Below are 26359 nucleotides of genomic sequence, written 5' to 3' on the forward strand. Positions count from 1 at the left end.
ACAGGGACACGGCCTCCAAGATGCATGTTGACTCGACTCCAATGGCCAAGGGCAGCGTGTGCCGGCAGTGGCGCGGGAGTCTTGTCCCGCATGGGGAGTGCTCGTCTTGAATACTCCCGTAGTTCGATCAATTCCAGCCCCGAAACATGAGTACAAGCCTGTCAGCATTGCGCTGCTGGTTTCTCTGCTGTTCCATGTACTGGTGCTGAGTCTGACGTTCTACGGTGATGGGCTGGGTTTGCCAGGCTTTGAATTTCCCTGGAGAGAAAGACGCTTGCATGCCGACGATTTGCATCTGGTGCTTGTGCCATTGCAGTCTGTGGAAAAAACTGAATCCACTGCAGGTGGGGCAGTTCAAGCCGAAGCCCAGCCGGAGACCAAAGTGCTGGAAGTGGTGGGGGCGAAAGCCTTGGCGCCTACGGAGCCTGTAGTCAGGTTGACGACGCCACCCGTCAACTTGCCTTCTGAAGAAATTCGCCCCGTGCAGCCAGCTCCGGTGCTGTTGGCAGAGCGGGCCAATCCCGCCGCCATCACGGTAGTGCCCCCCGCACCGCCGTCGCCACCCGTTGCGGCGCCCAACATACCCACCCCGGAACCTGCAAAACCCGTGATGCCGGATGCAAACACGGCATTGCCCAAGCAGCCTGATCCGCCGGCTGGTGAGCGGATCATGGAGGCAGTCAAATCCGCGCGGACCGATCAGGAGACGCCGCCTCCGCCGGACCCGTTGGAGACAGCGCGCAAGATGGCAGAACAACAGGACGCCGCCCGCGCACTAGCTGCCCGCCAAGAGGCCGATCGCCAGGAGGCAGCCAGCAAGCTTGTTGCGCAGCAAGAGGCCGCACGTCAGGAAGCGGCCCGGAAGGAAGCCGAGCAGCAGGATGCTTTGCGCAGGGCGGCGGCGCAACAGGAGGCTGCCCGTCAGGATGCGGAGCGGGCGCAAGCCGAGCGCGTGGAGGCAGCTCGCAAGGAGACCGCGCGTCTGGAAGCGCAACGGGCTGAAGCCGCTCAACAGGCGGCAGCCCGGCAGGAGGCGGCCCGCAAGGACGCTGAGCGATTGGAGGCCGCCCGTGTTGCGGCTGCACAGCAGGATGCGGTGCGTCAGGAGTTGGAGCGCGCAGAGGCTGCTCGCAAGGAAGCTGCGCGACTCGATGCCGCACGTCAGGAGGCAGATCGCATGGATGCGGTACGCAAGGAAGCTGCGCAATTGGCCGCGCGGCAAGAGGCGGCCGATCAGGAAAAGGCGCGCCAGTTGGCCCTGCGCGCCGAGCAGGATGCGAAGCGCCTGGAGTCACGTCTGAAAGCGGGGCGGCAAATCAATGAAGAGATGGCCAAGCGCAATTCTCCCTTGCTCCCTTTGTCCATCAGCACGGCGCGCAGGGGGCGCCTGTTTGGACGCAGTGACCCCAATGCCGAACTCATTCGCTACGCCGAGGCGTGGAGCCGAAAGATCGAGCTAAACATGACCTTTGACATGGTCCGCGAAGCGGCGAAGCAGCCCCACACCAATCCGCTGGTCACGGTGGCGCTGCGTAGTGACGGCTCGGTGGAGTCGATCACCTTTGTCATGTCAAGTGGCGTGCCAGCCTTGGATGAGGCCATTCGGCAGGTGGTGCAAAGCCAGGCTCCGTATTCCCAGTTTCCGCAGGGACTGTCCCGGGACTACGATGTGATCGAGATCCGTCGCACCTGGAATGTCGACATGGCCATCCGGTTGTACTGATGCAATTCGGTAGCAGAATGGAACCGTTGGAATGCAAGGCGAGTGCATAGGCGTTCATGGAGTTCAAAAAATGGAATACGAAGAGCGATTCACGCAGGCAGAGCTGGGGTTCGTAATTGAACAGGCCTTGATTTATATGTGTGCTTGCCCGGCGCAAGTGGCGCAGGCCATACTGAAGTTGCGCGAGCTGTACCGCTACCAACTGCATTGCTCGGGCCAGGCCGACAGCGACATCGCGGTGCATGAACTGATATCGCAAAGCACGATTCAGTCGCACGCCATCATGCAGGACTGCATGGAAAAAATCATCGAGATGGAGGGCTGGGACAGGGCCACTCTGGAAATGCCGCAAGGGCTGCGCAAACGGCAATTGAAGGAAATATTGTCGGATGTCAACGGTGTTTAACGTCCTCGTTGGGCTTGCCCAACGTCGGCTCGACCCTGTTCAACACCCTGACCAAGGCGGGTATTGCGGCGGAGAACTATCCCGCTGATCAGGACATCAACATGTCAAGGCCTTCTTAGGATGGCCTTTGTTTTTTGCGGCACCAATTTCGCGGGGTAGTCGGACAACAAGTCGGTTATAAGTGAGTCTGGTTTGACTGGGAGGGCAGGCCATATGACTCAGAGCAGCACAAAAGAAAATCATGTTCTCGGAAAAGCCGCGTACCCGCTTCGGGTCGGCTCCTCTTATAGCCGAAAAGACGTGTTTCGCATCGTTGGCCTAGTACCTGAGCCATCTGGTGGCAATTGCTTCACCGGCTACACCGCTCATGGTGATGATTGGTTCATCTTTTGTGGAGTTTGCACACCTAGCCGCACTGGACATGACTATGGCAACCATTTTGACGGTGATTGGCTGAACTGGTTCGCAAAGACAAATAGCAGTAAGAACTGAATCCAGTGACGGACTTATGCCTAGTTCGCCTGAATTGACATGCAATGCTGCCCCCAGCGCTGACCGTCGAATATTTAACGGTTGTTTAATATATCGAACTAATCGCGTTTCTAAATTGATACAGAACCTTACGCGACAAAAATCAGAGACCAATGGGAGATAGTGAATGAACGGAAAGCTATCGATTTACTTCGATATGGTGCGCTTTATGGCGGCCGTAGTCGTATTGCTGGGGCACCTCGCCGAGCGGTTTCCATTCGGATTTCCTACACCGTTTCCGTCCAAGGATGCAGTTGTTGTCTTTTTTGTGCTATCTGGTTATGTGGTGGCCTTCGTGGTGGATACAAAGGAACGACAACTTGCAGAATTCGCTTTCAGTCGTTTCACGCGTTTGGCTTCCGTGTTTTATCCAGCCATCCTTATCAGCCTGCTGCTAGTGCCGATAGAGGGTCGTGTCGGAGGATATACCGCTGAAGGGATGCAGGCAGCAATGCAATCGGCTCTGCTTAATGCCGCCTTTCTGGGGCAAAATTGGACTTTCAATATAAGCCCGCCGAATAACAACCCTTCATGGTCACTTAATTATGAGGCCTGGTATTACGTAATATTCGGTCTGTTTATGTTGATGCGCAATCCATGGCGCTGGCCTCTGACCTTTCTAGCCGCTCTATGCGCTGGGCCAAAAATTCTATTGATGATGCCACCATGGATTGCTGGATGTATGTTGCACAGGTATGGGCGCAACGTGCGCATGTCGCAAAATGCCGCAACCACTTTATTTGTCGCCAGCATCTTTGCCTATTCTTTGTACTTCCTGTTTGACTTCAATGTGCTAATGCGAGGACGTTTACATGCGGCGGCGCCGGAGTTCATGAGCAATCTGCAATGGTCAAACCGATTTGCCGGAGATTACTTCCTGACCATCATCATCGTAGCGAACTTCATTGCATTGCCATGCATGGATAACGTGGTAACCAGGACCATGCAGCGATATCAGCAGCACATTCGAAGGGCGGCCGGATACACACTATCCATTTACCTCTTCCACATGCCATTGATACTCATTTTTGGGAGCATCCTGAATTCTATGGCACCAGGTCGCACAACCGGATTGGCGGTCCTAGCCATGATCGTGCCTGTTATTGCTCTTCTGGCGAGATGGACGGAGCACAAGTTGCCGACATTAAGAGCTTTTCTACGAAGATCTATACCGATGCTAGCGCGGTCTGCCTGACTGCCATTGGAAGCACATGGGCAAGCAATTTGCGTTGATTGAATGGACGCAATTCGCCCGTAGCAACCAATAAGACTAGGTAGTGATTTTGGGTGTCTTTGCAAAAACTTCCACGATGATGTCGGCAGGAAGTAATCGAAACACCGGCAGTGAAAGGCGCAGGCATGCGTAGATGATTCGACCGACCGTGCCATGGTACGAAACTTTGATTCGCTCCCATAAACCATCTGTCACGAACGTTTCAAGTTTCGTGGAGCCAACATGGTGCAAGCCCGAATACTTCTTTGTAAACCGTTGTAAGGTTGAGGGGCTGAAATAATTGAGATGGGGTGAAGGAAAATCCTTCTGCCACAGGCGCTCCAATGTCCCAGCATGCCCCATTCGCGCCAGAAGCTTTCCCATGCGGTAAATCGCACCTCGGCTACTGGGAAGGTTGAGCACCAATACCCCTTGCGGGGTAAGGAGCTTTTCACACTTCTGCAATGCCTCTACTGGATCCGGCAAGTGTTCGAATACGTCATTGAACACAATGAAGTCGAAAGGTTCATTGAAGTCCAGATCATTGGGGAAAAAGCCATCTGAGACCCTGAATCCCTTCGCGCGCGCAATTTCGGCATGGGGAAAGGATGGTTCAATGGCACATGGCAGCATTCCTCGGTTGCGGGCCTCCTCCAGAAACCAACCTTCTGCGCAACCTACTTCAAGAACGGTTTTTCCGTTCAGAACGTAGCGCTGTTCAAGCCAATCACACATGCTTGTAAAGTTGCGGCGCCTCAAGGGTTCGAGTCCTTCCACTCCTCGTCCGCCGCCTGCCGTGAGTATGGAGGTGTCAAATCCACAATGAGGGCAAGTAAACAGCCAAGGCTGAAGTGGATTCAGCTTTCCGTCGCAAATCAAGCAATTCATAAAAATATTCCCTGAATTTATTGTTTTTCTCTATGTCATACCAAATGTAGCCTTAAATAGAACAGTTGCGTAGCGCGATGATCTACCATCGATGCCCCCTTTACCTGGGCAAAATCGTGGCACCGTTCTCTAAACGCACCATGGGCCATGTGGCTGACCGGTTGCTCCAGCCAGTCTCCAAAATGAGTCCGAAAGAACGAGTCATACCGGCGCTGGCTGGACGCCTTGATGCTGATGCTCTTGGCCTCGCTGACGGTCATTAAAGGCCAATGACCCAGCATCATGCGGAACTGCTTACCCTTCACGCTGGTGGCAATCGGGAACGTTCGTTTGCGAGCATTCAGACGCACGCCAAACCCACTCAGAACCCTGTCCCGAATGATCCTGCCATCTGTGGCGGTGGCCTTGGAAAGCATGGATTCGCTGATAAGTACAATCACGGCCTATTCCCCATGACAAAACGAGGACAAAAAACCGAGGTCGCGTAGCGCTGTCGGTACTTCGTGTTGTCCGTCGCCATCTCCACGTTTTGAAGGGGACTGGCGCCTCCACCGCGCCCACTTTGGGATCGAGGGTGCAGGCGGGGCCTCTAGATATAAGGATATTTCATGAGTTTGAAGTGTGGCATCGTGGGCTTGCCCAACGTCGGCAAATCGACCCTGTTCAACGCGCTGACCAAGGCGGGCATTGCGGCGGAGAACTATCCCTTCTGCACCATCGAGCCCAATGTGGGTGTGGTGGAGGTGCCGGATCCTCGGCTGCAGCAGTTGGCTGCCATCATTTCGCCGGAACGGATTGTGCCGGCCATCGTGGAGTTTGTGGACATCGCCGGCCTGGTGGCTGGTGCCAGCACGGGTGAAGGACTGGGCAACAAGTTCCTCTCGCACATCCGAGAGACGGATGCCACCATCAATGTGGTGCGTTGCTTCGAGGATGACAACGTGGTGCATGTGGCGGGCAAGGTGGACCCGATTGCCGACATCGAAGTGATCCAGACCGAGCTGTGCCTGGCCGACTTGGGTGCCGTGGAAAAGGCTTTGCACCGCGTGACCAAGCTGGCACGCTCGGGTGACAAGGAAGCCGCCAAGCAGGTGGCCATTCTGGAGCGCTGCCAGACTGCACTCAACGAAGCCAAGCCCGTGCGCACCATCGACTTCAGTAAGGAAGAACAGCTGCAGCTCAAGCAGTTTTTCCTGATCACGGCCAAGCCCGCCATGTTTGTGGCCAATGTGGCTGAGGACGGCTTCGAGAACAACCCCATGCTGGACCGCCTGACCGCCTTTGCGAATGCGCAAAAGGCTCCCGTGGTCGCCATTTGCGCCAAGCTCGAAGCCGAGATGTCGGAAATGGATGACGAGGACCGTCAGATGTTCCTGGAAGAGTTGGGCCTGCACGAGCCGGGCCTGAACCGGTTGATCCGCTCGGCCTACGCGTTGCTGGGCCTGCAGACCTATTTCACGGCAGGCGTCAAGGAAGTGCGCGCCTGGACCATCCACGTGGGCGACACCGGCCCGCAGGCTGCCGGCGTGATTCACACCGATTTCGAGAAGGGTTACATCCGTGCCCAGACCATCGCCTTTGATGACTTCATCCAGTACAAAGGCGAGCAGGGTGCCAAGGACGCGGGCAAGATGCGCGCCGAAGGCAAGGACTACGTCGTCAAGGATGGCGACGTGATGAACTTCCTGTTCAGCTCCTGATTTCACGCGCCCTTGCCGTTTTCCGTCTATGACCTGATGGCCCTGGGCGCGGCCGTCTGCTGGGCTTTTACCAGCGTGATGTCGGCGGGGCCGGCGCGCCATCTCGGGGCATTGGCATTCACCCGCTGGCGCATGGGGCTGTTGCTCTTCCTGCTGTGGCCGGTGGTGCTGGTCAGCGGCACCTGGCACAGCCTCAGCTGGGCGCAGTGTGGAGTCATGGCCTTGAGTGGGTTCATCGGCATCTTTGTCGGCGACACCGCGCTCTTTGCCGCCATGAACCGTCTGGGACCACGCCGCACCAGCGTGCTGTTTGCCACGCATGCCTTCTTCAGCGCCGTGCTGGGCTATGTCTTTCTGGACGAACACATGGGCCTGCAGGCCATGTTGGGCGGGGTGCTGGTGATGGGCGGCGTGATGACGGCGACGCTCTTGGGGACCCACAAGAATGAAGTGCACGAATGGGAGGCCAACCGCGGTGGTTGGGGCCTGGGCGTGGCGCTGGCATTGCTGGCGGCGCTGTGCCAGGCCAGCAGTTCCCTGATTGCCAAGCCGGTGATGGTCAGCGGTGTGGACCCGATTGCGGCCACCGCGGTGCGCGTCAGCGTGACCTGTGTGGCTCAACTGGTGCTGTTGTGGTCGGGCTACCCCGCGGCCCGTGCCCAGAACCCCGCCACGCCGCGGGTTCTGTTGCTGGTGGGATTCATCGGGTTTCTCGGTATGGGTGTTGGCATGAGCCTGATCCTGTGGGCACTGAAGCATGGCGATGTGGGCATGGTGGCCATTCTCTCCAGCGTGTCGCCCGTGGTGGTGTTGCCTTTGCTGTGGTGGCGCTTGCGCCGCGCACCGGCACCGGGAGCCTGGTTGGGCGCGGCGCTGACCGTGGTGGGCACCGCGTTGGTGTTGTCCCGCTAAGCGGACATCAACCGCTTGTAGGCCTGGCGCGTCTGCTCGGATACGGAGGCCACGAGCTGGGCGTGTGGTGTGCGGTGGCGCGCCATCATGCGCGCCGTTGCCACGGCCTTGGAGCGGCAGAACCAGTGGCAACTGTGCTGCAGTAGCAGCAGCTCGGCGGTGAGCATATAGGCCTTGTCCCTTTGCGCCAGTCCGGCTTCGTTGCGCACCAGACGGTCCACACCCTCGCTGTGGATGCGCAGCAGGGCGCGCAGATCGGCGCTGGATTGCGGAAACAGTTGCACTGCATAGGGCACCGCTATGGGCAGCGTGCTAAAGCGCGTTGGTGCTGCGTCCAGCTTGGTGACCATGTCGGCAAAGCTGCGGATCTGGTCACGCAAGGTGATTTCGGCTTGATCCAGAACGCCCCACACCTGCTGGCTGCGTTGTGGGTCTTTTTCGCCAAGTGCGCGCAGATAGCCGTCAGCAACGGTTTCCATCAGTCTTTCCACCTGGAACTGCCCCAGGATGCCGGCCAGCAGATGGATGCGGCGCAGTTGCGATCGTTTGTTGACAAACCACGCGCCACCAAGGGCCAGCGATAAGAGAAGGAGTTCCATCAAGCAAATATTCCCAAGAGCGTGGACGTCATGAGCACGTAACGTATGAATTTACCAATCGCCATGTACAACAGGCAGGGCCAGAACGGCAGGCGCAACCATCCTGCAACGGCGCACAAGGGGTCGCCCACCAGAGGCAACCACGCCAGCAGGCAGGCCTTGGGACCGAGCTTCCTGAGCCAGTCCAGGGCGCGCACATGCATTTTGGAGTGGCTGTACTTGTCGGCCACTTGGTGCGCGCCATAGCCCATCCACCAGTCCACGGCACCACCCAGGGTGTTGCCCAGCGTGGCTACGCCGATGACCTGCCACAGCAGCTCCGGATTGAGTCTGATCAATCCGAACACCACCGGCTCCGAACCCAGAGGCAGCAGAGTGGCAGACACGAAGGACACCACAAACACCGTTCCCAGACTGTACTGCGGCAAGGCCAGCAGGGTGATGAGGTGATTGATCCAGGCTTCCATTTGCCACGGAGTATAGGAACTGCGGAATAAAAAATTTCAATTGCTGAAATTTTGAGCAGGTAGAATGCTGCCAGGCCTTTCGCAAACGCTACCCACCCCCACCTCCGTCTTCTTCACAACAATATGCATATTGGTCCGTTTGCATTGGCGAATCCGCTCATGGTGGCACCCATGGCGGGTGTGACCGACCGGCCCTTCCGTCAGTTGTGCAAGCGCCTGGGGGCGGGCTATGCAGTTAGCGAGATGGTGACGTCACGCAAGGACCTGTGGAACACCCTCAAGACTTCCCGACGTGCCAATCACGAAGGCGAGCCCGGCCCCATCGCCGTGCAGATTGCCGGCACCGAAGCACCCATGATGGCCGAGGCTGCGCTCTACAACATCGACCGCGGCGCCCAGATCATCGATATCAACATGGGCTGCCCGGCCAAGAAGGTGTGCAACAAATGGGCCGGTTCCGCGCTGATGCAGGACGAGGCCCTGGCTATTGAAATCGTCGAAGCCGTGGTCAATGCCTGTGCCTCGCGCAATGTGCCAGTCACACTGAAGATGCGCACCGGCTGGTGCCAAAGCCACAAGAATGCGCTGGTGATTGCGCGCGCTGCCGAGAGCGCAGGCGTGCAGATGGTGGTGGTGCATGGACGCACGCGCGAACAGGGCTACAAGGGGCAGGCCGAATACGACACGGTGGCCGCCGTCAAGGCCGCACTGCGCATACCAGTGGTGGCCAACGGCGATATCGACTCACCCGAGCGGGCCCGTGACGTGCTTGCCAGGACCGGTGCTGACGCCGTGATGATCGGTCGCGCAGCGCAAGGCCGCCCCTGGATATTCCGCGAAATCTCGCATTACCTGAAGACAGGGGAACACTTGGCGCCGCCGCTGGTCAGCGAGGTCAAACGGCTGCTGGTGGAGCATTTGCATGACCACTACAACCTGTACGGCGAGTTTATTGGCGTGCGCTCTGCGCGCAAGCACATAGGCTGGTATGTGCGCCAGTTGCCGGACGGGGAGGCCTTTCGAGCCCACATCAACACACTGGATGAATGCCAGCAACAGGTTCAAGCGGTGGAGCGCTTCATGGATCGGTTGAACGCGCAGATGGATCGCATTCCCGCTGCGGGAATCCCGACAGAGAACGACGAAGAAAACCTGAGACAAGAGACAGCATGAGCAAGAAGCAAATTGAAGAGACTGTTCGCAGCAGTCTGGAAGTCTATTTCCGCGATCTGCGTGGTACCGAGCCCGATGGCCTGCACGACATGATGGTGCGCATCGTCGAAAAACCCCTGCTGGAAGTGGTGATGGCGCATGCCGACCACAACCAGTCCAAGGCGGCCGAGTGGCTGGGCCTGAATCGCAACACCCTGCGCAAGAAACTCCTCGAACACAAACTACTGAAGTAAAACCATGAACGCTCTGCTTTCCGTCTCTGACAAGACCGGCATCCTCGAACTCGCGCAGGCCCTGCACGCGCAAGGCATCAAGTTGCTCTCCACCGGCGGCACCGCCAAGCTGCTGGCCGACAACGGCCTGCCCGTCACCGAAGTGGCGCAGATGACCGGCTTCCCCGAAATGCTGGACGGCCGCGTCAAGACCCTGCACCCGCGCGTGCATGGCGGCCTGCTGGCACGCCGCGATCTGCCCGAGCACATGGCCGCCCTGGCCGAGCACCAGATCGACACCATTGATGTGCTGGTGGTCAACCTCTATCCCTTCGAAGCCACGGTGGCCAAGCCCGGTTGCACCCTGGAAGACGCCATCGAGAACATCGACATCGGCGGCCCGGCCATGGTGCGCAGTGCGGCCAAGAACTGGAAGGACGTGGCGGTGCTGACCGATGCGTCGCAGTACGCCACCGTGATTGCCGAACTCAAGGCCTCCGGCAAGGTCAGCGAGAAGACCAAGTTCGCGCTCAGCGTGGCGGCGTTCAACCGCATCAGCCAGTACGACGGCGCCATCAGCGACTACCTGTCGTCGGTGCAGTTCGGTGACGGCGTGCCCGCTGGTCAAGCACCTACGCTGGCCCAGTTCCCCGGCCAGAGCAATGGTCGCTTCGTGAAGCTGCAGGACCTGCGCTATGGCGAGAACTCGCACCAGCAGGCAGCCCTGTACCGCGACCTCTATCCGGCGCCCGGTTCGCTGGTGACGGCCAAGCAACTCCAGGGCAAGGAGCTGAGCTACAACAACATCGCTGATGCCGATGCCGCCTGGGAATGCGTCAAGAGCTTTGATACCCCGGCCTGCGTCATCGTCAAGCACGCCAACCCTTGCGGTGTGGCGGTGGGCGCCAATGCGCTGGAAGCCTACAGCAAGGCTTTCAAGACCGATCCCACTTCGGCCTTCGGCGGCATCATTGCCCTCAACACGCCGCTAGACGAAGCCGGCGCCAAGGAAATCTCCAAGCAGTTCGTGGAAGTGCTGATGGCCCCGGCCTACACCCCCGAAGCGCTGGCCGTGTTCGCGGCCAAGGCCAATGTGCGCGTGCTGCAGATCGACTTGCCCAAGGGCGGCAACACCGCCTGGGAGCAGGGACGCAACCTGATGGATGCCAAGCGCATCGGCTCGGGCCTGTTGCTGCAGACGGCTGACAACCATCAGCTCACCCTGGCGGACCTCAAGGTGGTCACCGTCAAGCAACCAACGCCGGAAGAACTGCAAGACCTGTTGTTCGCCTGGAAGGTGGCGCAGTACGTCAAGAGCAATGCCATCGTCTTCTGCAAGGGCGGCATGACCATGGGCGTGGGCGCCGGCCAGATGAGCCGTCTGGACTCGGCCCGCATTGCCAGCATCAAGGCCGAGCATGCCGGTCTGTCGCTGAATGGCACCGTGGTGGCCAGCGATGCCTTCTTCCCCTTCCGCGATGGTCTGGACGTGGTGGTGGATGCGGGAGCTACCTGCGTCATCCAGCCCGGTGGCTCCATGCGCGATGATGAAGTGATCGCAGCCGCCAACGAGCGTGGCGTGGCCATGGTGTACAGCGGCATCCGCCACTTCCGCCACTAAGGTCGACGGGCTTGCCCCGTCCGCTCTGGTCCGGTTGGATCAGAGCGGACCGCAGCGTTTGCGCTACGGGGCAGGGCTGGAGGTTCTTACCAAAAGGCCGGCCATGATCAAGGCCGCAGTAGCTGCAAACCACATCAATGCATCGCTGTGCGTGGACTTCATGGCGGCGCCTGCCATCAAGGGCCCGGCAACCGCGCTGGCCGTGTACAGCATGGAAATCGCACTCACATTTTTGGCGATGTTGCCTGATGCCGCCAGCGTGCTGGCAATGAGTGCCAAGGTCAGCAAGGCCGTGATAAAGCCGCCCAACAGGAACACCGCAATCACGATCATCGGGTAGTTCAACGGCAGTAGCAGCGCAACACTGACCACGGCAATGCCCGCCGCAGAGGCTATCGCTGCAAAGCCCACTCCGCGGTGGTCAGCCAGCCAACCCACGCCGTACTGCATGAGCAGGCCACCCAATCCGAAAACGGCCAACAGGTCTGCGGTTTGTCCTACATCCAATCCACGCCCCTGGGTAAACGGGGCAAACAGTCCGGACACGGCGGCTTCCAGCATGCCGCCCAGCAGTGCGATGACCAAGCCCTGGCGGAACACGGTATCGCGCAGTGCTGCGGTGGCCTGTGTGGGTGTCTTTTCAGCGGGGTGGTGTTGCAACTCCTTGGGTGCAGCGCTGGCAAACGCCAGGGGCACGATTGCGGCCAATGTAAAAGCGCTCCCGATCCAGAAAACAGCGTTGCCTTGCAGGCCCAGGTAGCTGGCCAGCATCGGGGCCACGATGGGGGCCAGCGCAATCAGCGTTTCATGAAATCCGACCAGGCGCCCACGCGCTTCGGCGGGCGCGATGCGGTACAGCCAGGGTTCCACGCCAATCCAGCGCAGCCCCAAGCCGAAACCGCAAAGCATTCCCCCTGCCATCCAATACGGCCATACCGAAAACGCCATCCACGGTAGCGCACACACCGTGCAAGCCAAGCCCAGCACGATGACCCACATAGGCCCCAAGCGTTTGCAAAGCCAGGGCGCAATGGCCAGGCCGGGCAGTTGGCCAAGCCACAGGGAGGCCGCGAACATGCCCAGATGGGCGGCGTCCAATCCATGTTCGGCAAGCCACACGGGCAACACCACAAAAGCAATGCCAAACTGGCCTATCTGCGCCAGGGTGGACACTGCGTTCAACGCAGCAATGGTGCGCCAGTCAAATTCAGTTTCGGCAGACATAAGGGCGTTTGCAGCTATGCCGCTCTGTTTTCCTGCAAGTGGTTGCCCCCATCGACGACCATCAGCTGACCGGTGATGTAGCTGGCGCCCGGGCTCACGAGAAAGGCGACCATGGCCGCAATTTCCGCAGGCGTGGCCGCCCGCCCCATGGGGGTGTGCATGGACGCCTTGCGTTCCGTCTCCGTCTGGGAGGCAGTGGCAACCCATCCGGGTGCCACCGTGTTGATCGTGATACCTTGGGCGGCAACTTCCAATGCAATGCCCATGCTCATGCCAACCATGGCGGCCTTGGCTGCGCTGTATGCCGCTTCCCCCGGATTGCTGCCCATGGTGCCTGTAGTGGACGCGATATTGACGATGCGGCCATAGCGGCGCTTCAGCATGCCCGGTATGACGCGCCTGGTCACGTTGTAGCCCGTGGTCAAATTTCTGGCGATGGACACGTCCCACTCGTAGTCGTCCATGGCATCAAACAGTTGAAAGACCTCGGGCGATCCTTCCTTGGACATGCCAGCATTGTTGACCAGCAGATCAATGCGTCCAAAGTCGCGTTCCACCTGGGCAACCAGTTCGGCGGTGGCAACCCGGTCTGTCAGGTCCGCCGTGTAACCCCTTGCCTGCCTGCCTTTTGCCTGAAGGGTCCTGGCGCGGTCGTGTATGCGCGGGCCGGTTGCAGCGATGGCTACCTGTGCGCCCATTTCCGCCAACAAGTTGGCGCAGGCAAAGCCGATCCCGTCCGGACTTCCGGCTCCGGTGATGAGGGCGACCTGGCTTTGGAGATTGAACAGCGGGTGCATGGGTTTGCGCTTTGGTGAACGGCGGGCCCCAGGTTGTATCGCAAGCGCATCGCCTGCCCAGTACCCCTTTTGTAGCGGTCAAAAGGTCCAGTGACCACCAGCCCCTTTAGGCGGTCACTCCCACTTGGCGTAGACCACGGCACACAGAGCCGCACCAATCGCCCACAGCATCCAGGTTTGGGTGACGGCGTAGGGGTAGAGCATCAGGGTCACGCCAGTCCACTTGAGCGGGTTGCTCTGGACTTTTCTGCCACGGCGGAAGGCGACATAACCGTAAATCCCGAACAGCAGTCCGCCCAACAGATAGGCCGGCGTGGGCAGGGTCAGGTCCATGCGCGGCGAACGCTCAAAACCGTCGCCTGAAGCCCAGGCTCAGGAAGTCCTCGCCATTGGCGCCGTAGTCATTGAGCACGTCGTAGATGGCGCAACGGTGGTGCAGGCGCACAAAGAGCTCGTTATTTTTGTCGGAGGGTCGATAGAACGTAGCCTCCAGGAACAGCCAGTTCAAGGTCTGGCTGCCTTGTCCGTTGCGGCCACGCTCCAGGGGGCTGACGCTGCTGGTATAGCTGATGCCAAGTGGAGCGGCGCGCAAGTCAATGCGCAGGGAGTCGCCCAAGGACAGTCCACTCCAGCGCAAGGCCGGGGCTAGGGCAATTTCACTCAGTGATGCCTTGCCTTCCTGCCAGCCCACCATGCCATCCAGTTCCAGCGTCAGGGGCAGTGTGTCTGCTTGCCAAAGGGTCTTGCTACCCGTGAGTGCCAGCAGGTAGTGGTCTTCAAAACCTGCGCGGCCGGTCAACGCACCAGCTGGCTCCGTGTCGTAGTACTTGCCAATGTAGGCTCCAACACCCCATTCGGGCTCTTGCGCCGCAGCGGATGGGATAAGGCTTGCGGCCAGGAAAACGATTGCGCCGCAAAGCGCTGCAAACCGGGCGATTGCACAAGCCATATGTGATGCTCCTTATGCTTCAGAAGCTGGCAAATATCTCGCTGGCCGCCTGCACGGTTTCCGCGATGTCGGCATCGGTGTGGGCCGCGCTCATGAAGCCAGCTTCGTACAGGGCGGGGGCGATGTACACCCCACGGTCCAGCAGACCGTGGAACAGCGTGTTGAACCGTGCGTTGTCGGTGGTCATCACCTTGGCGTAGTTCTGGGGCAATTCGGGGAACAGGAAGAAGCCGAACATGCCGCCTTCGCTGTCGCCGCAGAACGGAACGCCCGCTTTGGTGGCCGCAGCGGTCAGGCCGCTGATAAGCGACTGTGTCTTGCGGCTCAGGTCTTCGTAGAAGCCGGGTTTGCCGATCTCGGCCAGGGTGGCCAGACCGCAGGCCGTGGCTACCGGATTGCCCGACAGCGTACCTGCCTGGTACACCGGACCCAGGGGGGCGAGTTGCTCCATCAGGGCGCGCTTGCCACCAAAGGCCGCCAAGGGCATGCCGCCGCCAATCACTTTGCCCAGTACCGTCATATCGGGTTCAAAGCCGGGGATGTCGCGGGCATACACGCTTTGTGCGCTGCCAAAGGCCACGCGCAAGCCGGTCATCACCTCATCCAGAATCAGTAGCGCGCCATATTGCGTGCACAGCTCACGGCAGCGCTTCATGAAGGGCACGGAAGCGCGCACAAAGTTCATGTTGCCGGCAATCGGCTCGATGATCAGGCAGGCCAGTTCCTTGCCGTGCAGGGCAAAGGCTTCTTCCAGTTGCTGCAGGTTGTTGTACTCCAGCACCAGCGTGTGCTGCACCACTTCGGGCGGAACGCCAGCGCTGGTGGGGTTGCCAAAAGTGGCCAGGCCCGAACCGGCCTTGACCAGCAGGGCATCGGCATGGCCGTGGTAGCAGCCTTCGAACTTGATGAGCTTGCTGCGGCCCGTGGCACCACGGGCGACGCGGATGGCGCTCATGCCCGCCTCGGTACCGGAGCTGACCAGGCGCACCATCTCCATGCTGGGCACACGCGCCAGGATGGCTTCTGCCAGTTCCACTTCACGCTCGGTCGGTGCGCCGAAGGAGAAACCTTCGACGGCGGCCTTTTGCACGGCTTCCAGCACGGCAGGGTGGCCATGGCCCAGGATCATCGGGCCCCAGGAGCCGATGTAGTCGATGTACTTCTTGTCGTTGGCATCCCAGAAGTAGGCGCCTTGCGCACGCTTCACAAAGCGCGGTGTGCCGCCAACGGCCTTGAATGCACGTACGGGCGAGTTCACGCCGCCGGGGATGACCTTGCGGGCGCGGTCGAACAGGGATTGGTTGCGGTCTGTCATATCGGTTGGGTCTTCAGTGGCGGGTGTCGTTGGGCGAAATTTCAAAGCTGGATTCCTGGGCGTCCTCTTCTTCGTCTTCATCGGGCTGGGCCCAGAACAGACGGTCGGGAATGACGTTGCCCATGCCGGGCCTAAAGCCGCTGTCCAGGCAGCGGTCCAGGTAACTCAAAGCCTCGGCCACGGCTTCGGTCAATTCGGTTTCACTGGCGATCAGGGCCGTCACGGCAGCTGAGAGGGTCTCGCCCGCGCCGGTGAAGACCGCCTCAAAGCGCTCAAACTTGTGTGAGCACAAGGTGGTGGTGGGCGAGCACAAGGCGTTTTCGATGAACTGGTCCGGCAACGGAATGCCGGTGACCAGCGTATAGGCCACACCAAACTCGTTGGCGGCGCGGGCAATGTCACGTGCACTGGGGCCGCGATCGGCGCTCCAGTCGGGCAGCAGCCAGCGCGAGAGGGTGCTGTGGTTTCCCACCAACACGGTGGTCTGCGGCAGCAGAAGTTCGCTGCAGGCGTCCTGATACATGTCAATCTGGTCTTCACGCCACCACGACAGGTCGGGCATGTAGGTCAGCAGAGGAACCTCGGCATAGTCGGAAGCCAGTTCGGCAATCGCGCTGAGGTTTTCGGGGCTGCCGACGAAGCCCACCTTGATCGCCTGCACCGGAATGTCTTCCAGAATCACGCGAGCTTGCTCGGTCACGGCCTCGTCATCCAGTGCAAAGTGGTCAAACACCTCGGAGGTGTCGCGTACATAGGCGCCAGTCATGATGGGCAAGGCATGTGCCCCGACCGATGCAATGGCCATCAGGTCGGCAGTGAGTCCGGCTGCACCACTGGGGTCGCTGGCATTGAAGACCATTACGCATGCGGAAGGTCCGTCATCGCGTTCACCAGCTTCGGGTTCGGGAATGGGGGATGCGGTCATGTGTGTACCTGTCCTTGAGATTGCCATCAGGCAGAATGGCAGGGTTAGCGCGGACAGTGGCGTTTTGTGCGTCTGTTGCCTCTATACAATCGTTGCATTCTATTCGAAGGCCCTATAAGCTGTGACCGAAACTAAAACTTGGATGTGTCTGATTTGCGGTTGGATTTATGACGAGGCCTTGGGTGCCCCGGAACATGGAATCCCCCCCGGAACACGATGGACTGACGTGCCCATGAACTGGGTCTGCCCCGAGTGCGGTGCCCGCAAGGAAGATTTCGAACTGGTTCAGATTTAGCGCGGTGTGCCCTGACCCGCAAAACAGTCGGGTGGCACAGTGTGATCAGGAGAGGAGTGAGGCCTTGTGAGTACCCAAGATACGGCATTGAAAGTGCTGGTGGTGGACGATAGCAACACCATACGGCGCAGTGCGGAAATTTTTCTCAAGCAGGGCGGTCATGAGGTCCTGTTGGCAGAAGACGGATTTGATGCCCTCTCCAAGGTTAATGATTACCAGCCCGATCTGATTTTTTGCGACATCCTGATGCCGCGCCTGGATGGCTACCAGACCTGCGCCATCATCAAGCGCAATGCCAAGTTTTCCGGCGTTCCGGTGGTCATGCTGTCTTCCAAGGATGGCGTCTTCGACAAGGCGCGCGGTCGTATGGCCGGCGCCCAGGACTACCTGACCAAACCCTTTTCCAAAGAGCAGTTGCTGCAGGCCGTGCAGCAGTTTGGTGCTGCCGTGCAGGGAGTTGCCTGATGGCCATCCAGAAAGTATTGATCGTCGACGACTCCAAGACCGAGACCATGTTCATGACCGACCTGTTGCAGCGCAACGGTTATGTGGTGCGCTCGGCCGAGAATGCCACCGAGGCGTTTGCGCGGCTGGCAGAGGACAGGCCGGACCTGATTCTCATGGACGTGGTGATGCCGGGACAGAACGGCTTTCAGCTCACGCGCTCCATCAGTCGTTCCCCTGAGTTCACCGGCATTCCCATCATCATGTGTACCAGCAAAGGCCTGGAGACCGACCGCGTTTGGGGTATGCGACAGGGTGCGCGCGACTACATCACCAAGCCGGTGGACTCCGTCGAACTGTTCGCAAAAATCAAGGCATTGGGCTGACCCCGTCGATGGCCACGCGCGAAGCACTCCGGGAACTTCAGGCACGACTGGCCAAACGCTTGCAGGCAGCACAGACCGAGGGCATGTCGGTGGCCTGGCTGGCGGTGCGTGCCGGCGGCCACAACTACCTTCTGCCTTTGGGGCAGGCTGGCGAAATCGTGCCGCTGCCACCGGTGCAGCGTGTCCCTTATACGCGAGCCTGGTTTGAGGGCGTACTCAATGTGCGCGGCAATCTCTATGGTCTGGTGGATCTGGCAGCCTTTGTCGCGGCCAATCAGGGGCCGGCGGTGGTTCCCGCCCCGTCCCGACAGGACGCCAGTGTTGTCACGCTGAATGCCACGCTGGAAGTGAATTGCGCGTTGCGTGTGGACAGTCTGGCGGGCTTGCGTGGCAACGACGCCTATGCCTCCATTTCTGCGCCAGTGGCGGGAGAGCCCCCGTTTTTTGGTAACTGTTTTCTCGATGCCGAGGGACAGCGTTGGCAGGAATTGAACCTGCAGGCGTTAGCCCAATTTCCGCCCTTTCTGCACATCGGGATCTAGAGGTGCCCACCATGTCCGTCACTGACCAAATCAAGAACCTCTTTGCCAAGAAGGCACCGGAAGCCGAAAGGGAATCCCGTCTGAGCCTGGCTATGCCGGACGATGGGCCCGACGGCGACTCTCCTGAAACCATACAGGAATTCCCGCCCGAGGCGCCTCGGGCGGCTGCCCCCGCGCCCACACCGGGCAAGCCGGTTGCGCCGAATCCCGATCTGGTGGCTTTGCCCCTGCTGGGTGCGCGGCCCATTGCACAGCAGCTGCGCCTTCTGGGGCTTGCGCTGGGTGCGTCCCTGTTGCTGCTGGTCGGTGTGACTACCTTTGTGCTGCAACAGGCGGACAAGACGGCTCTGCAGTTGGGCAGTACCGGGCAGGCTCTGATGCAATCGCAGCGGCTGGCCAAGGCAGCCACCCAGGCGCTGGCGGGCAATGCCCAGGCTGTGGCCGATGTCAGCGAGAGTGCTGAAGCTTTCGTGCGCACGGCGCGCGCCTTGCACGATGCCGGCAGTGCACCCGAGCTCGATGCCGTTTTGCCCCTGGTGGACCGGGCTGAAAAATCGGCCCAGGCAGTCCTGCAAGCACAAAAGCCCCTGACCCAGGTCGCGCTGGCGCTACCCCTGATCCACACCCAGGCAGCCAAACTGCTGGAGTCGGCGCAAGGTCTGGCCAGCCTCAAGGTGCAGTTGGGCGCTCCGGCATCGGAGATTGCCGCAGCAGGACAGCTGGGCATGCTGTCCCAGCGCATCGACAAGCTCTCCAACGAGTTGCTGGTGACGGAAACCGTGACGCCCGGTGCGTCCGGCCAGTTGCAGAAAGACATGGCCACGTTCAAGGAACTGGCGCAGACCCTTCTGAACACGGCCAAGGACGGCACCACGCACGACGCTGCGGAGTCGGTACTCAAACAGTTTGAAGAACTCAGTGCGCAGGGCGCTGCAGTGCTTGGCAACCTGCCGGTGCTGGGTGCCGCACGGGAGGCCCAACGCAGTCTGGTGACCGACAGCGAGCCGATGCGACGTGCCCTGGAGCAGGTGCAGGATCGTTTGGCATCACATGCGAGCGTGGGCGCGGGCGTCATCGTGTTGCTGGTGCTGGCTGCGGTGGTGGCCGCGCTGGCGGCGGCTGGGCTATCCGTGGTGCAACGGCATGACAGCCGCAAACGCCAGATGGAAGCAGAAGCCCAACGCCGCCAGGCCGAGCAGCACGAGCAGGAAGCCAAGCGCGTCAATGACGCCAACCAGGCTGCCATCCTGCGCCTGATGAATGAGCTGCAGACCGTGGCCGAAGGCGATCTGACCCAGGAAGCCACCGTCACCGAAGACATCACCGGCGCCATTGCCGACTCCGTCAACTACACCGTGGAAGAGTTGCGCTCCCTGGTTGCCAATGTGCAGAACACGGCGGCGCAGGTGGCGCAGACCACTGCGGAAGTGGATGCCACGTCCACCGAGTTGCTGGCAGCGTCCAAGGAACAGCTCCACGAAATCCACGCCACCGGCCAGAGCGTGCTGGAAATGGCCGGACGCATCAACGATGTGTCGGCCCAGGCGCAGGAGTCGGCGCGCGTGGCGCGCCAGTCGCTGCTGGCAGCCGAGTCGGGTCTGACCGCAGTGCAGAACGCTATAGGCGGCATGAACTCCATCCGCGACCAGATCCAGGATACGTCCAAGCGCATCAAGCGTTTGGGCGAGTCGTCCCAGGAGATTGGCGAGATCACCGAACTGATCTCCGACATTACCGAGCAGACCAATGTGCTGGCACTCAATGCTGCCATCCAGGCCGCATCGGCGGGGGATGCCGGACGCGGCTTTGCGGTGGTGGCAGAAGAAGTGCAGCGGCTGGCCGAGCGCTCCGCCGATGCGACGCGCCAGATCTCCGCACTGGTCAAGGCCATTCAGACCGACACCCAGGATGCCATAGGCGCCATGGAGCGCTCCACCCAAGGCGTGGTGGAGGGCGCCAAGCTGTCGGACAACGCCGGTACCGCGCTGACCGAAATCGACCGCGTGTCGCGCCGTGTGGCCGACCTGATCGAGCAGATCTCCAACTCCGCTTCGCGTGAAGCGGGTCTGGCCAATGAAGTGGCCGAAAACATCCAGCATATTTTTGCCGTGACCGAGCAGACAGGCGACGGTACGCGGGTTACGGCGGGTCAGGTGCGCGAGCTCTCGCGCATGGCAGAAGAGTTGCGCCAGTCGGTGTCGCGCTTCAAGATTGTCTGACGCTTGCAAGTCACGGAGACCCATCCCATGTCATCGACTTCTACTGCAGCTTCCGGGGATCCGGTGTTGAACGATCTGGGCCCGCTGGCGTGGGTCCTGGATGAGCTGCGCAAGTCACTGGACGGCGCTACCAAGGCCATGCACCGTTTTGTGCGCGATGCCGAACTGGCGCGTGGTTCGGGCCTGGGCGAGCTCGATGCCAGCCACCTGCGCGTGGCGCGCCAGCAGTTGCACCAGGCTGTGGGTGCACTGGAGATGGTGGGCATGGCCGCACCCGCCAAGCTGCTGCATGCCATGGAGTCTGCGGTGCAGAAGTTTGTGCAGCACCCGGAGCAGTGCAGTGACGACGCGGCCCTGCGGATCGAGCGTGCCAGCTTTGCCCTGACCGAATTCCTGGAGGGTGTGCTCAAGGGAAAGACGGCTTCCAGCGTCGCGTTGTTCCCGCAGTACCGCGCCGTGATGGAACTGGCCGGTGCCGAGCGCATCCACCCGGCCGACCTCTGGGCCAACGAATGGCGCTGGCTGCCCATACCGCAAGACCCCACGCAACGGCCTTTGCATTACGCGCCCGAAGTGCGTGCGCTGATGGACCAGGCGGTGCTTAAGATCGTGAAGACGGCGGATGCGCCCGCCGCGCTTAAGATGGCGCAGCTCTGCACCGCGCTGGCCGCGGGCCAGAAGGCGCTGGAGTCTCACAGTTTCTGGATGATTGCGGCGGCCTATTTCGAGGCCATGGGCCACACCCTGCTGCCCGCTGACATTTACACCAAGCGCACAGCGTCACGCATCCTGCAGCAATACGCCACGCTGGCCAAGGGGGAGTCCACTCCCTCCGAACGCCTGGCGCAGGATCTGGTGTTCTTCTGTGCCCAGGCTCAACCGGCGGAGTCGCTGGAGTCGGGCGCACTGGTTGCGATACGCGCGGCCTATGGCCTGTCAGACAGTGTGGCGGTTGATTACGAGTTGGCCCAGTTCGGGCGTTTCGACCCGGCGCAATTGGCACTGGCGCGCAAGCGCATTGCCACAGCCGCAGAAACCTGGTCCGCGTTGGCCGGTGGTGACACCAGCCGTCTTGCCGCAGCGGCAGAACAGTTTGGTGCGGTGGCGGATTCCATCCTCAAGCTGCATCCACAAAACCGCGCGCTGGCCCAGACACTCACCAGCGTCATGGAAGCCACAGCCCGATCGGGCACGGCACCTTCTCCGGAAGTCGCCATGGAAGTGGCGACCTCGGTGCTGTACCTGGAGGCTGCCTACGAAGACCTGGACCCGACCGACGACCAGATGGTGGAGCGCAGCAACCGCCTGGCCCAGCGCCTGCAAGCCGTGCGCGAGGGCGCAGAGCCCGAGCCGCTGGAAGCCTGGATGGAGGAGCTCTACCGCCGCGTGAGCGACCGCCAGACCATGGGCAGCGTGGTCGATGAATTGCGCACTTCGCTGGGCGAAGTCGAAACCGGGCTGGACCAATTCTTCCGCAACCCGCTGGACCTGGCGCCTCTGCGCGACGTGCCCAGCCGCCTGGCACAGATGCGCGGCGTGTTCTCCGTCCTGGGGCTGGATCAGCCGGCCCTGGCTGCGTTGCGCATGCGTGCCAGCGTGGACCGCTTGCTCATTGGCGATGTGGACATCGCCGCAGCACGTACCGGTCTGTTCGAGAAACTGGGCAACAGCCTAGGCGCGATGGGTCTGCTCATCGACATGTTGAGCTACCAGCGGGCCATGGCCAAAAAACTCTTTGTCTACGACGAAGAGGCGGGTGAACTCAGACCATTGATGGGGCGGGAACGCACGGTGGTGCCTGAAGCGGCGCCTGTTGCCGTGGCAGAGACGCCGCCCGCATCGGAGTCGGCAACGCTGGTCGAAGCAGCGCCCGCAGTGCCTGTGCAGCCCGTGGCGCAGGAAGAGGACGACGACGAAGAGTTGCGCGAGATCTTTCTGGAGGAGGCGCGCGAGGTGGTCGCCAATGGCGAGGCAGCCTTGCAGCAACTCATGTCCGACCCCGCCAATCTGGCCGACCAGACCACGGTGCGACGCGCCTTCCACACGCTCAAGGGCAGTTCGCGCATGGTGCGCCTGAATGAGTTCGGTGAGGCCGCATGGGCGTTCGAGCAATTGCTCAATGCCTGGCTGGCCGAGCAGAAGCCAGCCAGCCAGGACCTGTTGACTCTGTCGACCCAGGCTGTGGCTGCGTTCGGCCGCTGGATTGATGACATCGCGAACAAGGCCGACGCACCATGGAGTGCCGCGGCGTTCCGTGCCGCCGCAGACGCGCTGCGTCTGGACGGTGCGCTGGTACCGCTGAAGGTCCCCGGTTGGGTGGAGCCCGAACCCGAGCCGGTGTCTCAGGAGCCCTTGGCGCCGGAGCTGGCCTTCGCGCAAGATCCGTTGGCGCCACTGGAAGAACAGTCAGAAACCGCCGAGTCCGAATTCATGCACACCCGCTCGGGTGAAGAGATCGACTCCCTCTTGCCGGATGTCGAACTGGGCATTGCCCGGCCCGAATTTGCGGCAACGGCGGTGTTTGATGATCCGCTGCATCCCGGTCATGAAGAAAGACAGCTGCCGCCGGAGCTGGACTTCGCCAGCACGCAGATGTTCGAAACTCCGGCATCCACGCCGCTGCCACAGGATGCCGTTGACTCGGTGAGTCCGGATGATTTTGATCTGGGCAATTTCGACTTTAACGTCAGCCAGCCCAGCGCACCAGAACCTGTTGCGCACGTGCAAGCGCCAGCGCCCGAGCCCGAACCCGCGACCTTTGATCTGGACTTCCCCGAGCAGTTCGAACAAGTCGAGCCCGAGCCCGTGCCACCGGAGCCCGCAGTACAAGAGGCCGTGGTGGCCGAGCAGTTGGTCCCGGAACCGGTGATCGATGAACCGGTGGTCCACGCCGAGCCCACCATGGCGCATGCCGAAGACGAGCAGACCAAGGTGATTGGCGATTTGCGCCTGAGCATTCCGCTCTACAACGTGTATCTGAATGAAGCCGACGAATGGTCACGTCGACTGATCACCGAGCTCAATGAATGGTCGCTGGAGCTGCACAAACCCCTGCCGCAGACGGCCGTGATGCTGGCCCATTCACTGGGCGGCAGTTCGGCCACGGTGGGGTTCACCGCGTTGGCGGAAGTGGCCAGAACGCTGGAACACGCGCTGGAGCATGTGCGCCTGCACGACCAGGGCAATGAGGAGTACGCCAGGGTATTCAACGAAGCCGCCGAGGACATTCGCCGCTTGCTGCACCAGTTTGCCGCCGGCTTCCTCAAGACCGCGGACGCGGCCGTTCTGAAAGAGCTGCAGGACATCCTGGCCACCGAATTCGATGCGACGTTGATTGCGGAGGAATTCGCCGATTCGGACGATTTCGATTCGCAGGAAATGATTGAAACGCGGGCGTCTCCGCTGGAGCCGCAGATTGCGGTCGAAGCCGAAGCGCCTGCACCGGAAGTGGCTGAACCAGTGGTGCAGGAAGCATCGCTGGAGCCAAGCATCGATGCACAGGACCATCTGGACGCCGATCTGTTTCCCATCTTCCAGGAAGAAGCCGCCGAGCTGCTGCCGGCCTTGGGTACGGCGCTGCGCCAATGGGTGGCACGCCCTGAAAACCTGAGTGCGCGCGCCGAAGCGCTGCGCGTGCTGCATACCCTCAAGGGCAGCGCGCGTCTGGCTGGCGCACTGCGTCTGGGTGAAATGGCGCACCGCATGGAATCGGATGTGGAGGCGCTGGGCACCGACGATTTGCAGACCAGTCTGCTGGAGTCCTTGCTGGGTCGCCTGGACCGCTTGCAGAACACGCTCGATGCGCTGGATCTGGCCCCCCGCGAAGACGTCAGCAAGGCGCCGCCGCCAGCGATCGGTGCATTGCTTGATCCCTTGGCGCCGGAGCCACAGGTGGTGGCACCTTCTGTCAGCGGGCCCGCAGTGCCGGTGGAGCAGGTCACGCGTGCCACACCGCGCAGCCTGCCGGTGCAGTCGGTGCGGGTGCGCGCCCAGTTGCTGGACCGGCTGGTGAATCAGGCGGGTGAAGTCATGATCAGCCGCTCGCGGCTGGACAGCCGCATCGTGCAGATGCGCAGCGCACTGACCGAACTCACCAGCAACCTGGACCGTTTGCGCCAGCAGCTGCGCGATGTGGAAGTGCAGGCCGAATCGCAGATGCAGTCGCGCCTGGCCCTGACCACGGACGACAGCAAGGGCTTTGACCCGCTGGAGTTCGATCGCTTCACCCGCGTGCAGGAACTCACGCGCATGATGGCCGAGTCGGTCAACGACGTGGCCACCGTGCAGCGCAATATGCAGCGTGCCGTGGAAGGCGCCGAAGACGACCTGATGGCCCAGGGGCGCCAGGCACGCGAACTGCAGCGTGACGTGCTGCGCACGCGCATGGTCGAATTCGAGGGCATCTCCGAACGGTTGTATGGCGTGGTGCGCCAGGCCGCCAAGGAAACCGGCAAGCAGGTCAAGCTCGACATTGCCGGTGGCAACATCGAAATGGACCGCGGCATTCTGGACCGCATGACGCCAGCCTTTGAGCACATCCTGCGCAATGCGGTGGCGCATGGCATCGAGAGTGCCGAGGCGCGCCATCTGGCGGGCAAGGAGTCCATGGGCAACATCCATATCCGGGTGCATCAGGAGGGCAACGATGTCACGGTGGAATTCGCCGATGACGGTGGTGGCCTGCATCTGGACAAGATTCGCGCCAAGGCCGTCGAGAATGGCTTGATTGCAGCGGACGCGCAGCTCAGCGACCAGGAAGCGGCCAAGCTGCTGTTTGCGCCCGGCTTCTCCACCGCAGCCCAGGTCACTGAGCTGTCCGGGCGCGGCATTGGCATGGACGTGGTGTTGACTGAACTCAACGCATTGGGCGGTCGTGTGGAGACGCAGACCGAGACCGGCAAGGGCACTACGTTCCGGCTGATATTGCCGCTCACCACGGCGGTGACGCAAGTGGTGCTGCTGCGCCTGGGAGACTTCACCATTGGCGTACCAGCCAATCTGATGGAGACAGTGCTGCGCGTGCCGCAGTCCGAGGTGGATGCCGCCTACCAGCAAGGCAGCTACAGCTGGAATGGCCAGCCCATACCGTTCTTCTGGGGTGGAGCATTGCTGCAGGGTTCCGGGCGCAGCACCGACCCGCAAGCGCGCAACCTGCCGGTGGCCATCTTCCGCAGTGCCGGTCAGCGTCTGGCCCTGCATGTGGACGAGGTGCTGGGCAACCGCGAAGTGGTGGTCAAGAACCTGGGGCCGCAATTGGCCCAACTGCCCGGCCTGGCCGGCATGTCCATGCTGGCATCGGGCGCGGTGGTGCTGATCTACAACCCGGTGGCTCTGGCCACGGTCTACGGCGCGCAGGCCAATGCCCTGTCTGCTGCCGCACGGGCTGCGCCGGTGGATGGCGCGCCAACACCGGTTGCCATCCATGCAGGTGAAGCACTCGCGCCCTTGATACTGGTGGTGGACGACTCCATCACCGTGCGCCGTGTGACCCAGCGCTTGCTCAAGCGCGAGGGCTTCCGCGTGGCACTGGCCAACGACGGCCTGCACGCGCTGGAAGTGCTGCGTGAAGAGAAACCCGCCGTGGTGCTGTCCGATATCGAGATGCCGCGCATGGACGGTTTCGAGCTGGTGCGCAACATCCGTGCGGATGAGTCGCTGCGGGACCTGCCGGTGATCATGATCACATCGCGCATTGCGCAAAAGCACCGCGACCATGCCGTGGAGCTGGGCGTGGACCACTACCTGGGCAAACCGTATGCGGAAGACGAGCTGCTGGCGCTGATCCGCTCGTACTGCACGGACCTGGTAGAAGTCTAGG

24 protein-coding genes are annotated in these 26359 nt (G+C 61.1%); 14 read left to right on the top strand and 10 right to left on the bottom strand.

Annotated elements, in window-relative coordinates:
- Positions 1–106 precede the first annotated feature (106 nt).
- The 3 genes from AC1RMF_RS12955 to AC1RMF_RS12965 all read left to right on the top strand — a co-directional run bounded on the left by AC1RMF_RS12955 (position 107) and on the right by AC1RMF_RS12965 (position 3855).
- Entirely contained in the window at positions 107–1723 is a 1617-nt protein-coding gene (locus AC1RMF_RS12955; protein WP_493141915.1) for a TonB C-terminal domain-containing protein, read from the top strand.
- 70 nt (positions 1724–1793) lie between these two features.
- Positions 1794–2129 (top strand): hypothetical protein, encoded by a 336-nt coding sequence (locus AC1RMF_RS12960; protein WP_493141917.1) that lies wholly within the window; start codon positions 1794–1796, stop codon positions 2127–2129.
- Between the two features lie 658 nt (positions 2130–2787).
- A complete protein-coding gene (locus AC1RMF_RS12965) occupies positions 2788–3855 on the top strand; it encodes an acyltransferase family protein (RefSeq protein ID WP_493141919.1) in 1068 nt (355 codons plus the stop codon).
- Positions 3856–3930: 75 nt separating this feature from the next.
- On the opposite strand, the gene AC1RMF_RS12970 is transcribed toward AC1RMF_RS12965, so the two are convergent.
- Both AC1RMF_RS12970 and AC1RMF_RS12975 read right to left on the bottom strand, forming a co-directional pair.
- On the bottom strand, positions 3931–4761 hold the full coding sequence (locus tag AC1RMF_RS12970; RefSeq protein WP_493141921.1) for a class I SAM-dependent methyltransferase: 831 nt from the start codon (positions 4759–4761) through the stop codon (positions 3931–3933).
- A 35-nt stretch (positions 4762–4796) separates the two neighbouring features.
- Positions 4797–5201 (bottom strand): hypothetical protein, encoded by a 405-nt coding sequence (locus tag AC1RMF_RS12975; protein ID WP_493141923.1) that lies wholly within the window; start codon positions 5199–5201, stop codon positions 4797–4799.
- Between the two features lie 168 nt (positions 5202–5369).
- Here AC1RMF_RS12975 and ychF point away from each other — a divergent pair, with 168 nt between their 5' ends.
- Positions 5370–6461, top strand: coding sequence for a redox-regulated ATPase YchF (gene ychF / locus AC1RMF_RS12980; protein ID WP_342620758.1), 1092 nt, complete (start codon positions 5370–5372; stop codon positions 6459–6461).
- 12 nt (positions 6462–6473) lie between these two features.
- Positions 6474–7373, top strand: coding sequence for a DMT family transporter (locus AC1RMF_RS12985; RefSeq protein ID WP_493141925.1), 900 nt, complete (start codon positions 6474–6476; stop codon positions 7371–7373).
- Here AC1RMF_RS12985 and AC1RMF_RS12990 read toward each other — a convergent pair.
- Both AC1RMF_RS12990 and AC1RMF_RS12995 read right to left on the bottom strand, forming a co-directional pair.
- Complete coding sequence (locus tag AC1RMF_RS12990) at positions 7370–7972, bottom strand: hypothetical protein (RefSeq protein ID WP_493141927.1); 603 nt, start codon at positions 7970–7972, stop codon at positions 7370–7372. The two genes, AC1RMF_RS12985 and AC1RMF_RS12990, sit on opposite strands and share 4 nt — an antisense overlap.
- Positions 7972–8439 carry a YqaA family protein gene (locus AC1RMF_RS12995; RefSeq protein WP_342620761.1) on the bottom strand — a complete coding sequence of 156 codons (468 nt, stop codon included), beginning with the start codon at positions 8437–8439 and terminating at the stop codon, positions 7972–7974. Before AC1RMF_RS12995 ends, AC1RMF_RS12990 begins: the two co-directional genes overlap by 1 nt.
- Before the next feature lie 123 nt (positions 8440–8562).
- On the opposite strand from AC1RMF_RS12995, the gene dusB reads away from it, so the two are divergent.
- The 3 genes from dusB to purH are packed head-to-tail and all read left to right on the top strand — an operon-like array spanning position 8563 to position 11445.
- Positions 8563–9612, top strand: coding sequence for a tRNA dihydrouridine synthase DusB (gene dusB / locus AC1RMF_RS13000; protein WP_493141929.1), 1050 nt, complete (start codon positions 8563–8565; stop codon positions 9610–9612).
- Positions 9609–9845, top strand: a complete 237-nt coding sequence (locus tag AC1RMF_RS13005; protein ID WP_342620763.1) for a helix-turn-helix domain-containing protein — start codon at positions 9609–9611, stop codon at positions 9843–9845. Before dusB ends, AC1RMF_RS13005 begins: the two co-directional genes overlap by 4 nt.
- A 4-nt stretch (positions 9846–9849) precedes the next feature.
- Complete coding sequence (purH, locus tag AC1RMF_RS13010; protein WP_493141932.1) at positions 9850–11445, top strand: bifunctional phosphoribosylaminoimidazolecarboxamide formyltransferase/IMP cyclohydrolase; 1596 nt, start codon at positions 9850–9852, stop codon at positions 11443–11445.
- 63 nt (positions 11446–11508) lie between these two features.
- On the opposite strand, the gene AC1RMF_RS13015 is transcribed toward purH, so the two are convergent.
- From AC1RMF_RS13015 to thiD, 6 genes are all read right to left on the bottom strand, one after another.
- Positions 11509–12669 carry an MFS transporter gene (locus tag AC1RMF_RS13015; RefSeq protein WP_493141934.1) on the bottom strand — a complete coding sequence of 387 codons (1161 nt, stop codon included), beginning with the start codon at positions 12667–12669 and terminating at the stop codon, positions 11509–11511.
- A 14-nt stretch (positions 12670–12683) separates the two neighbouring features.
- The gene (locus AC1RMF_RS13020) at positions 12684–13466 is read right to left on the bottom strand and encodes an SDR family NAD(P)-dependent oxidoreductase (protein WP_493141936.1); all 783 of its coding nucleotides are present in this window, start codon (positions 13464–13466) and stop codon (positions 12684–12686) included.
- Between the two features lie 114 nt (positions 13467–13580).
- Complete coding sequence (locus AC1RMF_RS13025) at positions 13581–13799, bottom strand: hypothetical protein (RefSeq protein ID WP_342620767.1); 219 nt, start codon at positions 13797–13799, stop codon at positions 13581–13583.
- Between the two features lie 13 nt (positions 13800–13812).
- Positions 13813–14415 (bottom strand): hypothetical protein, encoded by a 603-nt coding sequence (locus AC1RMF_RS13030; RefSeq protein ID WP_493141937.1) that lies wholly within the window; start codon positions 14413–14415, stop codon positions 13813–13815.
- Positions 14416–14434: 19 nt separating this feature from the next.
- Entirely contained in the window at positions 14435–15730 is a 1296-nt protein-coding gene (gene hemL / locus AC1RMF_RS13035) for a glutamate-1-semialdehyde 2,1-aminomutase (RefSeq protein ID WP_493141939.1), read from the bottom strand.
- 13 nt (positions 15731–15743) lie between these two features.
- Positions 15744–16655 carry a bifunctional hydroxymethylpyrimidine kinase/phosphomethylpyrimidine kinase gene (gene thiD, locus AC1RMF_RS13040; RefSeq protein ID WP_342620770.1) on the bottom strand — a complete coding sequence of 304 codons (912 nt, stop codon included), beginning with the start codon at positions 16653–16655 and terminating at the stop codon, positions 15744–15746.
- A gap of 142 nt (positions 16656–16797) precedes the next feature.
- Here thiD and AC1RMF_RS13045 point away from each other — a divergent pair, with 142 nt between their 5' ends.
- The 6 genes from AC1RMF_RS13045 to AC1RMF_RS13070 all read left to right on the top strand — a co-directional run bounded on the left by AC1RMF_RS13045 (position 16798) and on the right by AC1RMF_RS13070 (position 26358).
- Positions 16798–16950, top strand: a complete 153-nt coding sequence (locus AC1RMF_RS13045) for a rubredoxin (RefSeq protein ID WP_493141980.1) — start codon at positions 16798–16800, stop codon at positions 16948–16950.
- Positions 16951–17016: 66 nt separating this feature from the next.
- Entirely contained in the window at positions 17017–17415 is a 399-nt protein-coding gene (locus tag AC1RMF_RS13050; protein WP_342620771.1) for a response regulator, read from the top strand.
- Positions 17415–17780 (top strand): response regulator, encoded by a 366-nt coding sequence (locus tag AC1RMF_RS13055; RefSeq protein ID WP_342620772.1) that lies wholly within the window; start codon positions 17415–17417, stop codon positions 17778–17780. Before AC1RMF_RS13050 ends, AC1RMF_RS13055 begins: the two co-directional genes overlap by 1 nt.
- 8 nt (positions 17781–17788) lie before the next feature.
- Positions 17789–18322, top strand: coding sequence for a chemotaxis protein CheW (locus AC1RMF_RS13060; protein ID WP_342620773.1), 534 nt, complete (start codon positions 17789–17791; stop codon positions 18320–18322).
- Between the two features lie 11 nt (positions 18323–18333).
- Positions 18334–20541, top strand: coding sequence for a methyl-accepting chemotaxis protein (locus AC1RMF_RS13065; RefSeq protein WP_493141941.1), 2208 nt, complete (start codon positions 18334–18336; stop codon positions 20539–20541).
- 27 nt (positions 20542–20568) lie between these two features.
- The gene (locus AC1RMF_RS13070; protein WP_493141943.1) at positions 20569–26358 is read left to right on the top strand and encodes a hybrid sensor histidine kinase/response regulator; all 5790 of its coding nucleotides are present in this window, start codon (positions 20569–20571) and stop codon (positions 26356–26358) included.
- The last annotated feature ends 1 nt before the right edge of the window (position 26359 follow it).

It is taken from the genome of Rhodoferax sp. GW822-FHT04A08, from assembly GCF_058801025.1.

Excerpts from the sequence above, each read along its gene's own strand:
- AC1RMF_RS12960 (WP_493141917.1), top strand. The coding sequence starts at position 1,794 with ATGGAATACGAAGAGCGATTCACGCAGGCAGAGCTGGGGTTCGTAATT.
- AC1RMF_RS12965 (WP_493141919.1), top strand. The coding sequence starts at position 2,788 with ATGAACGGAAAGCTATCGATTTACTTCGATATGGTGCGCTTTATGGCG.
- AC1RMF_RS12970 (WP_493141921.1), bottom strand. The coding sequence starts at position 4,761 with ATGAATTGCTTGATTTGCGACGGAAAGCTGAATCCACTTCAGCCTTGG.
- ychF (WP_342620758.1), top strand. The coding sequence starts at position 5,370 with ATGAGTTTGAAGTGTGGCATCGTGGGCTTGCCCAACGTCGGCAAATCG.
- AC1RMF_RS12990 (WP_493141927.1), bottom strand. The coding sequence starts at position 7,972 with ATGGAACTCCTTCTCTTATCGCTGGCCCTTGGTGGCGCGTGGTTTGTC.
- AC1RMF_RS12995 (WP_342620761.1), bottom strand. The coding sequence starts at position 8,439 with ATGGAAGCCTGGATCAATCACCTCATCACCCTGCTGGCCTTGCCGCAG.
- dusB (WP_493141929.1), top strand. The coding sequence starts at position 8,563 with ATGCATATTGGTCCGTTTGCATTGGCGAATCCGCTCATGGTGGCACCC.
- AC1RMF_RS13005 (WP_342620763.1), top strand. The coding sequence starts at position 9,609 with ATGAGCAAGAAGCAAATTGAAGAGACTGTTCGCAGCAGTCTGGAAGTC.
- purH (WP_493141932.1), top strand. The coding sequence starts at position 9,850 with ATGAACGCTCTGCTTTCCGTCTCTGACAAGACCGGCATCCTCGAACTC.
- AC1RMF_RS13015 (WP_493141934.1), bottom strand. The coding sequence starts at position 12,669 with ATGTCTGCCGAAACTGAATTTGACTGGCGCACCATTGCTGCGTTGAAC.
- AC1RMF_RS13020 (WP_493141936.1), bottom strand. The coding sequence starts at position 13,466 with ATGCACCCGCTGTTCAATCTCCAAAGCCAGGTCGCCCTCATCACCGGA.
- AC1RMF_RS13025 (WP_342620767.1), bottom strand. The coding sequence starts at position 13,799 with ATGGACCTGACCCTGCCCACGCCGGCCTATCTGTTGGGCGGACTGCTG.
- AC1RMF_RS13030 (WP_493141937.1), bottom strand. The coding sequence starts at position 14,415 with ATGGCTTGTGCAATCGCCCGGTTTGCAGCGCTTTGCGGCGCAATCGTT.
- hemL (WP_493141939.1), bottom strand. The coding sequence starts at position 15,730 with ATGACAGACCGCAACCAATCCCTGTTCGACCGCGCCCGCAAGGTCATC.
- thiD (WP_342620770.1), bottom strand. The coding sequence starts at position 16,655 with ATGACCGCATCCCCCATTCCCGAACCCGAAGCTGGTGAACGCGATGAC.
- AC1RMF_RS13045 (WP_493141980.1), top strand. The coding sequence starts at position 16,798 with ATGTGTCTGATTTGCGGTTGGATTTATGACGAGGCCTTGGGTGCCCCG.
- AC1RMF_RS13055 (WP_342620772.1), top strand. The coding sequence starts at position 17,415 with ATGGCCATCCAGAAAGTATTGATCGTCGACGACTCCAAGACCGAGACC.
- AC1RMF_RS13060 (WP_342620773.1), top strand. The coding sequence starts at position 17,789 with ATGGCCACGCGCGAAGCACTCCGGGAACTTCAGGCACGACTGGCCAAA.
- AC1RMF_RS13065 (WP_493141941.1), top strand. The coding sequence starts at position 18,334 with ATGTCCGTCACTGACCAAATCAAGAACCTCTTTGCCAAGAAGGCACCG.
- AC1RMF_RS13070 (WP_493141943.1), top strand. The coding sequence starts at position 20,569 with ATGTCATCGACTTCTACTGCAGCTTCCGGGGATCCGGTGTTGAACGAT.